Here is a 13858-nt window from a genome sequence, read left to right as displayed (position 1 = left end):
TTATGCCAGCCGGCAGGCATCGTCAAAGGAGAGGCGCGGCAGGCGATCGTAGAGCTTTGTTTCATCGCCATAGCCGATGTTAATCAACAGGTTGCTCTTCCATCCGCTGTCGGCAAAGAACGCCGCATCGACCTTTTCCCGATCGAATCCCGACATCGGCCCGGTATCCAGACCGAGCGCGCGGCAGGCGAAAATCAGATAGGCCGCCTGCAGCGAGCTGTTGCGGAACGCGGTCTCCTCGGCGAGCTGGGGGCTGGAGGTAAACCAGCTGCGGGCGTCGCCGTGGGGAAACAGCTCCGGCAGGCGATCGTAAAAGGCGCTGTCCCACGCCACGATGGCGGTGACCGGCGCGCGGAGGGTTTTTTCCACGTTGCCGCTGGAGAGCGTCGGGCGCAGCTTCTCTTTGCCCTCCGGGGTGCGGACAAAAACGATCCGCGCCGGAGAGCAGTTGGCCGAGGTCGGGCCCATTTTCATCAGCGCGTAAATTTCCTCCAGCAGGCTGTCGGCTACCGGCTTATCCAGCCAGCCGCTGTGGGTCCTGGCGTGGCTGAACAGCGTTTCGCACGCGCTTTGGCTAATACTCTCACTCATAAACTCTCCTGGCCGGCGGGCAGCATCGCGGCAAGCCCGTCGCATAAAATGGGGTTGAAGGTCTCGGTATCGGTGACGTTACAAGCATGGCCTCCCCAGGCCATCTCCACCAGCTGACTGCCGGGGATTGCGGCCTGCAGCGAGCGCGAGCAGGAGGCGGGCACCAGCAGATCGTCACGGGCGCTGATCATCAGGGTCGGACAGGTCACCGCCGCGGCCTGCCGGGAGAAGTCAGCCTGCTTCAGCGCCTGTAGCCGCTTCAGCAGATTGTCCTTACCCTGAAAATGGCTGAGCGCGAGGGCATCCTCCGCCTCCAGCCGCGGCGCGCGCGCGGCCATCCACTCCGCCGGATAGAGGAACAGCGGCTGCGCTTCCACCCACGCCTGGGCGCCGCCGGTATGCAGCAGGCGCTCGCGCACCTGGAAGCAGCGGCGGGTGTGGGTCGATAGCGTCAGCCAGGCGTTGACCAGCACCAGCGCGCTGACCGCCCGGGGTTTGTCCAGCGCCAGCTGCAGGCCGATCAATCCTCCCAGCGCATGGCCCACCAGCGCGAAGCGCGTAATTCCGGCCTTCTCCAGCGCCTGCCACAGCTCCTGGGCCATAGTCGTCATGCTGTAGGCGGCGGGCAGCGGGCCGGCGTTTTCGCCGGTGCCGTTCTGGTCATAGGTCACCAGCTGGTATCGCGCTGCCAGCGGCGCGCGCTGCGCGGTCCAGTAGCTGCCCGCGCCGCCCAGCCCGGCGCTCAGCACCACAACCGGGGCGCCCTCGTAAGGCGCAGGGGCGATATTCAGCTTCATGGCGCAGGTTTCCCGATATGCGCCACCGTGGCGATCTCGACCAGGGCCTCGGGCTTCACCAAACCGCATTGAATGCAGAACCGCGCCGGCTTATCGCCGGGGAAAAACTCGGCGTAGACTTCGTTAATCGCGGCGTAGTTTTTCCAGTCGGTGATAAAAATGCTGTTGAAGGTCACATCCTCCATACTGCCCCCCGCCGTTTCGATAACGCTGCGGATGGTCTCCAGAACGTGACGGGTTTGCGCCTTTGGGTCGCCGATGTGGACCACGTTGTTTTGCTTATCGAACGGCAGCGTACCGGAGACGTACACTACGCCATCGGCCAGCGTGCCGGGTACGAAAGGGGCGATCGGCGTGGTGGTGCCGGGTGGAATAATGACCTGTTTAGGCATAACGTTTCTCCTCCGGGAACGGGATTGGGCTGGCGGGCTGCAGGGCATCGCAGAAGCTGGCGACGTCGCTGACCCAGCCAAAGAAGGTCTCAATATTGAACAACGCCGCCTGCTGAGCGAAGGCCGGTCCGGCCTGATGGGTAGCGTCTTCCAGCACGATGCCGAAATATTCGAGGAAGAAGCCGTCGCGCAGGGTGGACTCCACGCAGACGTTGGTGGCGATGCCGGTGAACACCAGGTGGCGAACGCCGCGGCTGCGCAAAATGCTGTCCAGCTGGGTGTTGTAGAAGCCGCTGTAGCGCGGTTTCGGCAGCACCACGTCGCCCGGCTGCGGCTTAAGCTCATCGACCAGCTGGTAGTCCCAGCCGCCTTTAGCCAGCAGCTTGCCCTGCAGCTCAGGACGGCTGCGCATGGTCTTCAGGGCGTTGGATTTATGGTAATTGGGCGAGCCGGGGCCGCCGGCCTCCATGTACTGGTCGTCCCAGCCGTTCTGAAACCAGATAATCAGCATCCCGGCGGCGCGGGCGGCGGCGACGGCGGTGTTGATGTTGTCGATAACCGGCCGGGTGGCGGAGACGTCAAAACCGGCCAGATCGAGATAGCCGCCCTGGCTTGCATAGGCGTTTTGCATATCAACCACGATCAGCGCGCTGTTTTGCGCCGCGAAGGTCAAGGATTCCGGGCGAGCGGGAAGGGTAATCATCAGGCAACCTCGCGAGTAGCGGTGGCAATATGGTCGCGGCAGCGCATCAGCGGCTGAATGCGCTCGCCGAAGGCGTCAATTCCGGAGAGGAAATCATCAAAGGTCAGCAGCACGCCGTCGGTGCCGGGGACCGCGGCGACTTCATCGAGCATGCGGGCGACGCTGGCATAAGAGCCGACGAGAGTGCCCATGTTGATATTGACCGCTGAGGTGGGGTCGGCCATCTGGCGGACGTTGGTATCGCTACCGGAGCGGGTATCCTTCTGGCTCTGCTCGGTCAGCCACGCCAGCGCGTCTTCGTCGGCGCCGGCTTTGTAGTGCTCCCATTTCGCGCGCGCGGCTTCATCCGTTTCGTCGGCGATAACCATAAACAGCACGTACGAGCCGACGTCGCGGCCGGTTTTTTCCGCCGCCTGCATCATGCGCGCGGCGGTCGGGGCGAAGGCGGCCGGAGTGTTGACCCCTTTGCCGAAGCAGAAGTTGTAGTCGGCGTACTGGGCGGAGAAGGCCATACCGGCATCGCTTTGCCCGGCGCAGATAACCTTCATCGGCTGCGACGGCTGCGGGCTGACGCGGCAGTCGTTCATCGTGAAGTAGTCGCCCTTAAAGTCGCTCTGCCCGGTGCCCCACAGGTCGCGCAGCACCTGGACATATTCGCTGAGATAGTCGTAGCGGCTGGCGAAATAGTCATCCCCAGGCCAGATCCCCATCTGCTCGTATTCTGGTTTTTGCCAGCCGGTAACCAGGTTGACGCCGAAGCGGCCGCCGGAAATCGAGTCAATGGTGGAGGCCATCCGGGCGACGATGGCCGGAGGCAGGGTCAGGGTGGCGGCGGTGGCGTAGATTTGGATCCGCGAAGTCACCGCCGCCAGACCCGCCATCAGGGTGAAGGATTCGAGATTGTGATCCCAGAATTCGGTTTTGCCGCCAAAACCGCGCAGCTTGATCATCGACAGCGCGAAGTCAAAGTTGTAATGCTCGGCTTTCTGCACAATCGCTTTATTCAGCTCAAACGTCGGCATGTACTGCGGGGCATGGGTGGAAATCAGCCAGCCGTTATTGCCAATCGGAACGAAGACACCAATTTTCATATGCACCTCAATGCGGTCGTTAAACAAGAAGGCGTGCGGCGCTGCATCCTGCATCTCCCTGAGCCACCTCGCTAACAGGCTAAAGCAAAGGTGATGCCAGTTTTACAAAAGCCAATGTTATTAATGTGTTGCTTAATGGTTGCCGGATATGATGTCGAGAAAAGTAGACTAAATGGTCAAAATCAGTGCACGAAAAAACGGCAGTCATGCGCAATTGGGGTGCAGAAGGTCGTGTCGGCGATGGGCTTTTGCTATGCTGATGGCGGTGAAAGAAGGAGATAACGAATGGCACAGGGCGCCGAGAAAAAAAACGGCAAGCGTTCGCTGGCGGTGAGCGCAAAAAAAGAGGCTATCCTCGCCGCCGCGCTGGACGCGTTTTCGCAATTTGGCATTCACGGCACGCGGCTTGAGCAGGTTGCGGAGCTGTCCGGGGTATCGAAAACCAATTTGCTTTACTACTACCCGTCGAAAGAGGCGCTGTACGTTGCCGTTTTGCAGCAGATCCTCACCATCTGGCTGGCGCCGCTGAAGGCCTTTCGCGAAGATATCAGCCCGCTGGTGGCGATCCGCGAGTACATCCGCCTGAAGCTGGAAGTCTCCCGCGACCATCCGCAGGCGTCCAAACTGTTCTGCCTGGAGATGCTGCAGGGCGCGCCGCTGCTGATGGGGGAGCTGACCGGCGATCTGAAAGCGCTGGTAGATGAAAAGTCGGCGATCGTTTCCGGCTGGGTCGAAAGCGGCAAGCTGGCGCCGGTCGATCCCCAGCACCTGATCTTTATGATCTGGGCCACCACGCAGCATTACGCCGATTTTGCCACCCAGATTGAGGCGGTGACCGGCGCAACGCTACGTGATGAAGCGTTCTTTCAGCAAACCGTGGAAAACGTTCAGCGGATGATCGTTGAAGGGATCCGGGTGCGCTAGTTGGCCGGCGGCAGCGGGCAGCTCTGATCGCCATCTTCGCACTGCAGCAGCGAAGAGAGGTACGATTCGCGCTCCACGGTTTTGTCCGCCATGCACTGGTTGACGAGCGTCGGCTGGATGGTGCCGCCTTCGGCTCCGGAGGCCAAAAACGCGCAGTCGGCATCGCGCAGCGCGATCCACGCCAGCTGGGATTTCTTCAGCAGCGCCTGCTGGCTGGCTGAGGCGCGCTTCAGCGCCTGCTGGTAGGTCTGGTTGAGCTTGCCATCGGCCGCCTGATACTGCGCCGCCGTGCACTGGTTCATCTCCATTTGATTGTTGGCGTTAGCGCATTCATCCGCCAGCGCCTGCCCGCTTGCCAGCAGGGTGGCAAGCGCGAGTAAAGTGCGTTTCATTGTTCCACTCCCATACATAAAAAAGGCCCCCGTCCGGGAGCCTTAATTAACCACAGCTTTGGCCTGCTGTCATCCGGTCCGCGATCCCCCGGCGGCGGGCTACGGTTTTGCCCGAACCGCTGCCGGACGCCGCCTCGGGGATCGGCCTTAGCCGATGGTCATCAGGCTGGCGTTGCCGCCCGCCGCGGCGGTATTGACGCTGAGCGAGCGCTCGATATAGAGGCGCTCCAGCAGCAGGTTGGTCTCACCGCGGGCGAACCCCTGTACCGAAACAATCGCCCCGTCCCGCGCCGCCACCTGTTCGCACAGCTCGCGCAGCTGATCGGAATCGCCGTGGTAAATCACCGCGTCGAAGGCCTGGGCGGTCAGATCGGTCTCTTTGGCGAAGTGGATGCGCTCGCTGACTTCGCGCGGCAGCTTCTTCGCCAGTTCGCGATGCAGGGCGTTATCCGGCCACAGGATCTCGCAGCCGACGGCGGCGACCGCCGCCAGCTGGGTCAGCGCATCCTGTTCATTATCCGCCACGCACAGCACGCGATCGCGGGGAATGAAGGTCAGGGTGTTGCGCTCCCCGGTCGGCCCCGGCAGCAGACGCTGGGTGCCGGCCTGCGCCTGTTCGCTATACTGCTGGCACAGGGCCTGCAGCTCCGGCCGGCCTGCGGCCCACTGCTGTAGCGCGACCAGCGGTTTTTCCAGCAGGGTTTTCAGCTGGGCGTCCAGCGGACGTTCAGCGTCCTGGCGGGCGAGGGTTGCGCCGACGGCGTTCTGCGGACGGCTTGAGAGCAGGCGGTACAGATACAGCGGGCCGCCCGCTTTCGGGCCGGTTCCCGACAGGCCTTCGCCGCCGAACGGCTGGACGCCAACCACCGCGCCCACCATATTTCGGTTGACGTACAGGTTGCCGACTTTTGCGCTGCCGGTGACCTGGGCGATGGTTTCGTCGATGCGGGTATGGACCCCGAGCGTCAGGCCATAGCCGGAAGCGTTGATCTGCTCAACCAGCCGATCCAGCGCGTTGCGGTTATAGCGCACCACGTGCAGGACCGGGCCAAAGACCTCTTTTTTCAGTTCGTCAAAGCTGTCGAGTTCGATAAGCGTCGGCGGAACGAAGGTCCCGCTCTGCCATTCGCGCGCGTCGTCGCTGTTCTCGCGCACCGCCTGGAAGACGTTGCGGCCCTTGGCGCGCAGCGTCTGAATATGCCGCTCGATATTCTCTTTGGCTTCGGCATCAATCACCGGGCCGATATCGGTGGTCAGGCGGCCCGGGTTGCCCATCCGGCATTCGCCCATTGCGCCACGCAGCATGGTCAGCGTATGGTCGGCGATCTCCTCCTGCAGACAGAGCACCCGCAGCGCGGAGCAGCGCTGGCCGGCGCTATCGAAGGCGGAAGCCAGCACGTCAACCACCACCTGCTCGGTAAGCGCGGAAGAGTCGACAATCATGGCGTTCATGCCGCCGGTTTCGGCAATCAGCGGCGTCGGACGCCCCTGGGCGTCAAGGCGGCTGGCGATATTGCGCTGCAGTAAAGTCGCGACCTCGGTTGAGCCGGTAAACATCACCCCACGCACGCGCTGGTCGCCGGTGAGCGCCGCGCCGACGGTTTCCCCGCGGCCCGGCAGCAGCTGGATAACGCCCGGCGGGACGCCGGCCTCCAGCAGAATCGCCACGCCCTGAGCGGCGATCAGCGGCGTCTGCTCGGCGGGTTTTGCCAGCACGCTGTTGCCTGCGGCCAGCGCGGCGGCAATCTGGCCGGTGAAGATCGCCAGCGGGAAGTTCCACGGGCTGATGCACACCACCGGCCCCAGCGGACGGTGGGTTTCATTATCAAAGTCGTCGCGAACCTGACCGGCGTAGTAGTGCAGGAAGTCCACTGCTTCACGAACTTCGGCGATGGCGTTGCTGAAGGTTTTACCCGCTTCGCGTACCAGAATCCCGATAAGCGTTTGCGTTTGGCCTTCCATTAAGATCGCCGCGCGTTCGAGGATTGCCGCGCGCTCCTGCGGCGGGGTGGCAAACCAGATAGGCGCGTTATTGACTGCGCTGGTCAGCGCCAGTTCAATCTCTTCCGGGCGGGCTTCACGCACGTGGCCGACGATATCTTTCGGCTCGGCCGGGTTAATTACCGTCTGCAGTTCCCCGGCAATGACCGGATGTTCCAGCGCCGGCAGCGCCTGCCATTTGTGCAATGCGCTGTTCAGCAGAGAGGAGGAGAGGGAGGCCAGACGATGTTCGTTGGCCAGATCCAGGCCCGCGGAGTTGCTGCGGCCTTTGCCGTACAGATCGCGCGGCAGCGGGATCTTCGGATGGGGCAGACCGGCCTGACCCTCCTGCTGAGCCAGTTTTTCCACGGCGCTGACCGGGTCGGCAACCAGCTCATCCAGCGGTAGCGTCGTATCCGCGATACGGTTAACAAAGGAGGTGTTGGCGCCGTTTTCCAGCAGGCGGCGTACCAGGTATGCCAGCAGCGTTTCGTGGGTCCCGACCGGCGCATAAATCCGGCATGGACGGTTCAGTTTCCCGTCGGCAACCTTGCCGACTACCTGTTCGTAGAGCGGTTCACCCATGCCGTGCAGGCACTGGAATTCATACTGGCCCGGATAGTAGTTCTGCCCGGCCAACTGATAAATGGCTGCCAGGGTGTGGGCGTTGTGGGTGGCGAACTGCGGATAGATCAGGCTCGGCACCGCCAGCAGCTTTTTCGCGCAGGCGAGGTAGGAGACGTCGGTATACACTTTGCGGGTATAGACCGGATAGCCTTCGAGGCCGTCCATCTGCGCGCGTTTGATTTCGCTATCCCAGTAGGCCCCTTTTACCAGGCGGATCATCAGGCGACGGCGGCTGCGGGTGGCAAGATCGATCAGGGAATCAATGACGAACGGGCAGCGTTTCTGATAGGCCTGAATGACGAAGCCGATCCCGTTCCAGCCGGCCAGCTCCGGTTCAAAGCACAGCTTCTCCAGCAGGTCGAGAGAGATCTCCAGGCGATCGGCCTCTTCGGCATCGATGTTAATCCCGATATCGTACTGACGCGCCAGCAGGGTCAATGATTTCAGGCGCGGATACAGTTCATCCATCACCCGATCGTATTGCGCGCGGCTGTAGCGCGGGTGCAGCGCGGAGAGCTTGATCGAAATCCCCGGGCCTTCATAAATGCCGCGGCCATTAGAGGCTTTGCCGATCGCGTGGATCGCCTGCTGGTAGGAGACCATATAGGCCTGAGCATCGGCGGCGGTGAGCGCCGCTTCGCCCAGCATATCGTAGGAGTAACGGAACCCTTTCTCTTCCAGCTTGCGGGCGTTGGCCAGCGCTTCGGCGATGGTTTCGCCGGTCACGAACTGTTCGCCCATCAAACGCATCGCCATGTCGACGCCTTTGCGAATCAGCGGTTCGCCGCTTTTGCCGATAATCCGGTTCAGCGAGCGCGAAAGGCTGGTTTCGTTGTGGGTTGAGACCAGTTTGCCGGTAAACAGCAGGCCCCAGGTTGCCGCATTGACGAACAGCGACGGGCTGCGACCGATGTGCGACTGCCAGTTACCGTTGCTGATTTTGTCGCGGATAAGGGCATCGCGGGTGGCTTTGTCCGGAATACGCAGCAGCGCCTCCGCCAGACACATCAGCGCCACCCCTTCCTGTGAAGAGAGCGAAAACTCCTGCAGCAGACTCTGCACCATGCCGGCGCGACCGCTGGCGGTTTTTTGATTACGCAGTTTTTCCGCCAGCTGATAAGCCAGCTTATGCGCCTGGTCCGCCAGCGGCTGCGGCAGGCGCGCCTGCTCCAGCAACATCGGGACGGCGTCGGTTTCTGCCCGGCGGTAGGCGGCGGTAATCGAGGCCCGGGTGACGGACTGCGGCAGAATCTGCTCGGCAAAATCGAGGAAAGGCTGCCACGGTTCATCGACCGGGCTGCTGACGTCATCGCTTTCATTGGCGGCGCCGGCAAGCAGGGCCGGCAGCTCGGGCAGCGTCTCGTCGTTTTCCAGCTTTTCCAGATAGTTGAAAATGGCCTGTTTAATCAGCCAATGCGGCGTGCGGTCAATACGGCTCGCGGCGAACTTGATGCGTTCACGCGTCGCGTCGTCAAGCTTAACACCCATGGTAGTGGTGCCCATGCTTATCACTCCTGTTATGAATCGTTGTTCTTTTTTGCGGTTACGCGAAAATATCCACTATGTTGCAACTTTGTGCAACCTTGTTAATCGTGACCTGTGTAGCAAGCTGAGAAATGAGTGAGTTGTTAATTGAGATGGTGGATGTAACGGGAAATTAACCTTTCTCCATCAGGGTGTTTTTATGCGTCAGTTAACAGTTTTACAAGGTGCAACCAATAAAAACGTGAGAGAGTGCAACCTATAACAAAATGAAGTTTGGTGCGGACAAAAAGTAGTGTAAATGCTGTGTTAAATCGTTTGTGAAATTCCGACGCTTCCGTCAGGATACGGTCGCCCAATACAACCATTGTGCCATTACCCCGTTCCGGTAGTGGAATAAAATGACAAAGCAGGATGTTGTCGACAAAAGAATCTGGAGATTTTACATGGCTATTAGCACCCCCATGTTGGTGACTTTTACTATTTATATATTTGGCATGGTACTGATCGGTTTTATTGCCTGGCGATCGACGAAAAACTTTGATGATTATATTCTCGGCGGCCGCAGTCTCGGGCCATTTGTGACGGCGCTCTCCGCCGGCGCCTCCGATATGAGCGGCTGGCTGCTGATGGGATTACCTGGCGCAATATTTCTCTCCGGTATTTCTGAGAGCTGGATTGCCATTGGTCTGACGCTCGGCGCATGGATTAACTGGAAACTGGTCGCCGGTCGTCTGCGCGTTCATACCGAGGTAAATAATAATGCGCTGACCTTGCCGGATTATTTTACCGGCCGCTTTGAAGATAAAAGCCGTGTGCTGCGTATTATTTCGGCGCTGGTTATTTTGCTGTTCTTCACCATTTATTGTGCCTCCGGGATTGTCGCCGGTGCTCGTCTGTTTGAAAGCACCTTTGGCATGAGCTATGAAACGGCGCTGTGGGCCGGTGCGGCGGCGACGATTGTCTATACCTTCGTCGGCGGATTCCTCGCGGTAAGCTGGACCGATACCGTGCAGGCCAGCCTGATGATTTTCGCGCTGATTCTGACGCCGGTGATGGTGATTATTTCCGTTGGCGGTTTTGGCGAATCGCTGGAAGTGATCAAGCAGAAGAGCATTGAAAACGTCGATATGCTCAAAGGACTGAATTTTGTGGCGATTATTTCGCTGATGGGCTGGGGCCTGGGCTACTTTGGCCAGCCGCATATTCTGGCGCGTTTTATGGCGGCGGATTCCCACCACAGTATCGTTCACGCACGTCGTATCAGCATGACCTGGATGATTCTCTGCCTGGCGGGTGCCGTGGCGGTCGGTTTCTTCGGTATTGCATGGTTCAATAATAACCCGGCGCTGGCCGGCGCGGTGAATCAGAACTCCGAGCGCGTGTTTATCGAACTGGCGCAAATCCTGTTTAACCCGTGGATTGCCGGTATTCTGCTGTCGGCGATTCTGGCGGCGGTAATGTCCACCCTGAGCTGCCAGCTGCTGGTGTGCTCCAGCGCGATTACCGAAGACCTGTATAAAGCGTTTCTGCGTAAAAACGCCGGTCAGAAAGAGCTGGTGTGGGTCGGACGGACGATGGTCCTGGTGGTGGCGCTGATCGCCATTGCGCTGGCGGCAAACCCGAACAACCGTGTGCTGGGTCTGGTGAGCTATGCCTGGGCAGGCTTCGGTGCCGCGTTTGGTCCGGTGGTGCTGTTCTCGGTGATGTGGTCGCGCATGACGCGTAACGGGGCGCTGGCCGGGATGGTGATTGGCGCGCTGACGGTGATTGTCTGGAAACAGTTCGGCTGGCTGGGGCTGTATGAAATCATCCCTGGCTTTATCTTCGGCAGCCTGGGCATCGTGGTCTTCAGCCTGCTGGGCAAAGCCCCGTCGACATCCATGCAGCAACGCTTTGCCGAAGCGGACGCCCATTATCATTCGGCTCCGCCGATACCGGCTACCGCCGAGTAAATTCAGGATCGCTTAATCAAGCCCGCGCTCAGCGGGCTTTTTTGTTGCTGAAAGCAGTTCCGGCGTCCGCCACAGCTCCCCCTCTTGCTAATTCCATGAAAATACGCTGATATCGGGGGCACAAAAAACAATGAGGATAGCAAAATGACGTTCAGACAGGGTGCGCTGGTGCTGGTGATGGCAGGGCTGCTTGGCGGTTGCGTGGCGCCGGCGAAGAAGCGTCCGCCGACTCCCACGGCAGCGGTATGCCCGGCAGAGAATGCGATGGTGCAGACCACGCTCTATTTCGGTTTAAGCCGGCCGGCGGGTAAAGATATCACCGCCCAGGAGTGGCAGCAGTTTGTTGACCGCGACGTCACGCCGCGTTTTCGCGAGGGGTTAACGGTGTTTGACGCCCGGGGGCAGTGGCTGGGGAATGACGGCAGCGTGGCCCGCGAGCAGAGCAAAGCGCTGATGCTGATTCATGGTAAAGACGGTGGCAGCGAAGAGGGGATTGAGGCGTTACGTCACCTCTATAAATCGCGCTTTGCCCAGGAGTCGGTGATGCGCGTTGACCAGCCGGTCTGCGTTCACTTCTGAAAACAGGGCGGGGAAATTCCCCGCCCTGTCTGTTACAGCACCAGGCCGGCGAAGCTGGCGGAAAGCAGACTGACCAGCGTGGCGCCGTAGACCAGACGCAGGCCGAAGCGGGAGACGATATTCCCCTGCTGTTCGTTCAGTCCTTTAATGGCTCCGGCAATAATGCCGATGGAGGCAAAGTTCGCGAAAGAGACCAGGAAGACCGAGAGGATACCCAGTCCACGCGGGGTCATGCCGGCGGCAATTTTTTGCAGCTCAATCATCGCCACGAACTCATTCGCCACCAGCTTGGTTGCCATAATACTTCCGGCGCTCAACGCATCGCTGAGCGGAATACCAATCAGCCAGGCCAGCGGATAAAAAACGTAGCCGAGAATTTGTTGGAAACTCAGGCCAAATAGCGTGGCAAACAGGGCATTAATGGCGCTGATCAGGGCAATAAAACCAATCAGCATCGCCAGAATAATCATCGCCACTTTAAAGCCGGCAAGAATATATTCCCCGAGCATTTCGAAGAAGCTTTGTGATTCGTGGAGCTTCTCCAGCTTAATCTCTTCTTCGCTACCCGGACGCGTCGGGTTAATAATCGACAGTACAATAAAGGTGCTGAACATATTAAGGATCAGCGCCGCGACCACATATTTTGCATCGAGCATGCTCATATAGGCGCCGACGATGGAGAGCGATACCGTTGACATCGCGGTGGCCGCCATGGTGAACAGCCGGCGTGAGGAGAGGTCGCCGAGCACGCCCTTATAGGCGATAAAGTTCTCCGACTGGCCGAGAATCAGCGAGCTGACGGCGTTGAAGGATTCCAGTTTACCCATGCCGTTGACTTTGGAGAGCAGGGTGCCAATCACACGGATGAAAACAGGCAGAATGCGCCAGTGCTGAAGAATACCGATCAGCGCCGAAATAAAGACAATCGGGCACAGCACGCCAAGGAAAATAAACGCCATTCCTTTTTCGCTCATACCGCCAAATACAAAGTTGGTGCCTTCGGCAGCAAAACCGAGCAACGAAGTGAAAAAGCTTGAGATATTTTTAACTATCCACAGACCGCTTTCGGCATGCAGAAAAAAGAATGCCAGCGCAATTTCAATGATAATTAACTGGATAATATAACGAACACGGATTTTTTGTCGGTCATAGCTGGCAAGCCAGGCAAGGCCGAGAATAACCGCCAGCGCCAGCAGGAAGTGCAAGAATTGTGTCATGTTGTTCTTTTCGCAGGTCAATAAGGCCGCTATTTAGCCACAGCCGGTCAGCCTGGTAAATATCTGTAGCGAAAAAACCGCCGCGCCGGCTGCCTGACCGCGATGAAGACAGATAATCCCCTAAGTAATTATTTTAAAGCGATTAATTTACAAATCGATACCAAACTCTCTACATTTCACTTGTGTTTCTGATTATTGTAATGATAATCACTATCAGAAATATTTACTTATCTTTGCATCCACTGACTGCGATTCACATTGAAGGGTGTCGGCATGTTCGTTCCATTTCTCATTATGTTACGCGAAGGGCTGGAGGCGGCGCTGATTGTCAGCCTGATTGCCAGCTATCTCAAACGCACCCAGCGCGGCAGCTTGATTGGCGTCATGTGGATTGGCGTTATCCTGGCGGCGGCGCTGTGCCTGGGCCTGGGGATCTTCATTAACGAAACGACCGGCGAGTTTCCCCAGCGGGAACAGGAGCTGTTCGAAGGCATCGTGGCACTGGTAGCGGTATGCATCCTGACCTGGATGGTCTTCTGGATGCGCAAAGTCTCGCGCAACGTGAAACAGCAGCTGGAACAGGCGGTGGATAATGCGCTGCAGCGCGGTAATCATCATGGCTGGGCGCTGATCATGATGGTCTTTTTCGCCGTCGCGCGGGAAGGGCTGGAGTCGGTGTTCTTCCTGCTGGCGGCCTTCCAGCAGGATGTGGGGATTTGGCCGCCGCTCGGGGCGATGCTGGGGCTGGCTACCGCGATTGTCCTCGGCTTTCTGCTTTACTGGGGCGGGATCCGCCTCAACCTCGGCGTGTTCTTCAAATGGACCAGTCTGTTCATTCTGCTGGTGGCGGCCGGGCTGGCGGCCGGGGCCATTCGCGCCTTCCATGAAGCCGGTCTGTGGAACCACTTCCAGGACGTGGCGTTTGACCTGAGCGGCGTGCTGTCGACCCACACGCTTTTCGGCACGCTGCTCGAAGGGATCTTCGGTTACCAGGAGGCGCCTACCGTCAGTGAAGTGGCGGTCTACTTTATCTATTTGATTCCGGCGCTGGTGCTGTTTGCGCTGCCGCCGCGTAGCAATACAGCAACCTCGCGCACCGCTCCGCTTAAGTAGGGCGCCGCAGGATTA

At 59.3% G+C, this 13858-nt stretch carries 12 protein-coding genes; 4 read left to right on the top strand and 8 right to left on the bottom strand.

Annotated elements, in window-relative coordinates; all coding sequences use genetic code 11:
* From Q1L34_RS17085 to rutA, 5 genes are read right to left on the bottom strand one after another with little or no spacing between them, the layout of a single operon-like run.
* The gene (locus Q1L34_RS17085) at nt 1-591 is read right to left on the bottom strand and encodes a malonic semialdehyde reductase (RefSeq protein ID WP_095096225.1); all 591 of its coding nucleotides are present in this window, start codon (nt 589-591) and stop codon (nt 1-3) included.
* Nucleotides 588-1388, bottom strand: coding sequence for a pyrimidine utilization protein D (gene rutD / locus Q1L34_RS17080; protein ID WP_327204210.1), 801 nt, complete (start codon nt 1386-1388; stop codon nt 588-590). The genes Q1L34_RS17085 and rutD overlap by 4 nt, the downstream gene beginning before the upstream one ends.
* Nucleotides 1385-1780 carry a pyrimidine utilization protein C gene (rutC, locus tag Q1L34_RS17075; protein ID WP_095096230.1) on the bottom strand — a complete coding sequence of 132 codons (396 nt, stop codon included), beginning with the start codon at nt 1778-1780 and terminating at the stop codon, nt 1385-1387. The genes rutD and rutC overlap by 4 nt, the downstream gene beginning before the upstream one ends.
* Nucleotides 1773-2483 (bottom strand): pyrimidine utilization protein B, encoded by a 711-nt coding sequence (gene rutB, locus Q1L34_RS17070; RefSeq protein ID WP_327204209.1) that lies wholly within the window; start codon nt 2481-2483, stop codon nt 1773-1775. Before rutB ends, rutC begins: the two co-directional genes overlap by 8 nt.
* Nucleotides 2483-3574, bottom strand: coding sequence for a pyrimidine utilization protein A (rutA, locus tag Q1L34_RS17065; protein WP_095098047.1), 1092 nt, complete (start codon nt 3572-3574; stop codon nt 2483-2485). The genes rutB and rutA overlap by 1 nt, the downstream gene beginning before the upstream one ends.
* A 285-nt stretch (nt 3575-3859) precedes the next feature.
* Here rutA and rutR point away from each other — a divergent pair, with 285 nt between their 5' ends.
* Complete coding sequence (gene rutR, locus Q1L34_RS17060; protein WP_095096235.1) at nt 3860-4498, top strand: HTH-type transcriptional regulator RutR; 639 nt, start codon at nt 3860-3862, stop codon at nt 4496-4498.
* Here the strand turns inward: rutR and Q1L34_RS17055 are convergent.
* Both Q1L34_RS17055 and putA read right to left on the bottom strand, forming a co-directional pair.
* Nucleotides 4495-4890, bottom strand: a complete 396-nt coding sequence (locus tag Q1L34_RS17055) for a lysozyme inhibitor LprI family protein (RefSeq protein ID WP_327204208.1) — start codon at nt 4888-4890, stop codon at nt 4495-4497. The two genes, rutR and Q1L34_RS17055, sit on opposite strands and share 4 nt — an antisense overlap.
* Nucleotides 4891-5037: 147 nt before the next feature.
* The gene (gene putA, locus Q1L34_RS17050; RefSeq protein WP_327204207.1) at nt 5038-9000 is read right to left on the bottom strand and encodes a trifunctional transcriptional regulator/proline dehydrogenase/L-glutamate gamma-semialdehyde dehydrogenase; all 3963 of its coding nucleotides are present in this window, start codon (nt 8998-9000) and stop codon (nt 5038-5040) included.
* Nucleotides 9001-9425: 425 nt separating this feature from the next.
* On the opposite strand from putA, the gene putP reads away from it, so the two are divergent.
* Complete coding sequence (putP, locus tag Q1L34_RS17045; RefSeq protein WP_015584668.1) at nt 9426-10934, top strand: sodium/proline symporter PutP; 1509 nt, start codon at nt 9426-9428, stop codon at nt 10932-10934.
* A gap of 144 nt (nt 10935-11078) precedes the next feature.
* Nucleotides 11079-11513: a DUF3574 domain-containing protein gene (locus Q1L34_RS17040; protein WP_004860436.1), complete on the top strand. Its 435-nt coding sequence runs from the start codon at nt 11079-11081 to the stop codon at nt 11511-11513.
* A gap of 32 nt (nt 11514-11545) precedes the next feature.
* On the opposite strand, the gene Q1L34_RS17035 is transcribed toward Q1L34_RS17040, so the two are convergent.
* On the bottom strand, nt 11546-12730 hold the full coding sequence (locus Q1L34_RS17035) for a NupC/NupG family nucleoside CNT transporter (RefSeq protein ID WP_004860438.1): 1185 nt from the start codon (nt 12728-12730) through the stop codon (nt 11546-11548).
* Nucleotides 12731-13003: 273 nt separating this feature from the next.
* Between Q1L34_RS17035 and efeU the strand changes: the two genes are divergently transcribed.
* Nucleotides 13004-13843, top strand: a complete 840-nt coding sequence (efeU, locus tag Q1L34_RS17030; protein WP_004860440.1) for an iron uptake transporter permease EfeU — start codon at nt 13004-13006, stop codon at nt 13841-13843.
* Nucleotides 13844-13858: the final 15 nt, after the last annotated feature.

This window comes from Klebsiella ornithinolytica (assembly GCF_030505655.1).
Classification (GTDB): Bacteria; Pseudomonadota; Gammaproteobacteria; order Enterobacterales; family Enterobacteriaceae; genus Klebsiella; species Klebsiella ornithinolytica.
The sequence above is the reverse complement of the archived record's forward strand: the minus strand, read 5'-3'. Positions and strand labels throughout refer to the sequence as shown.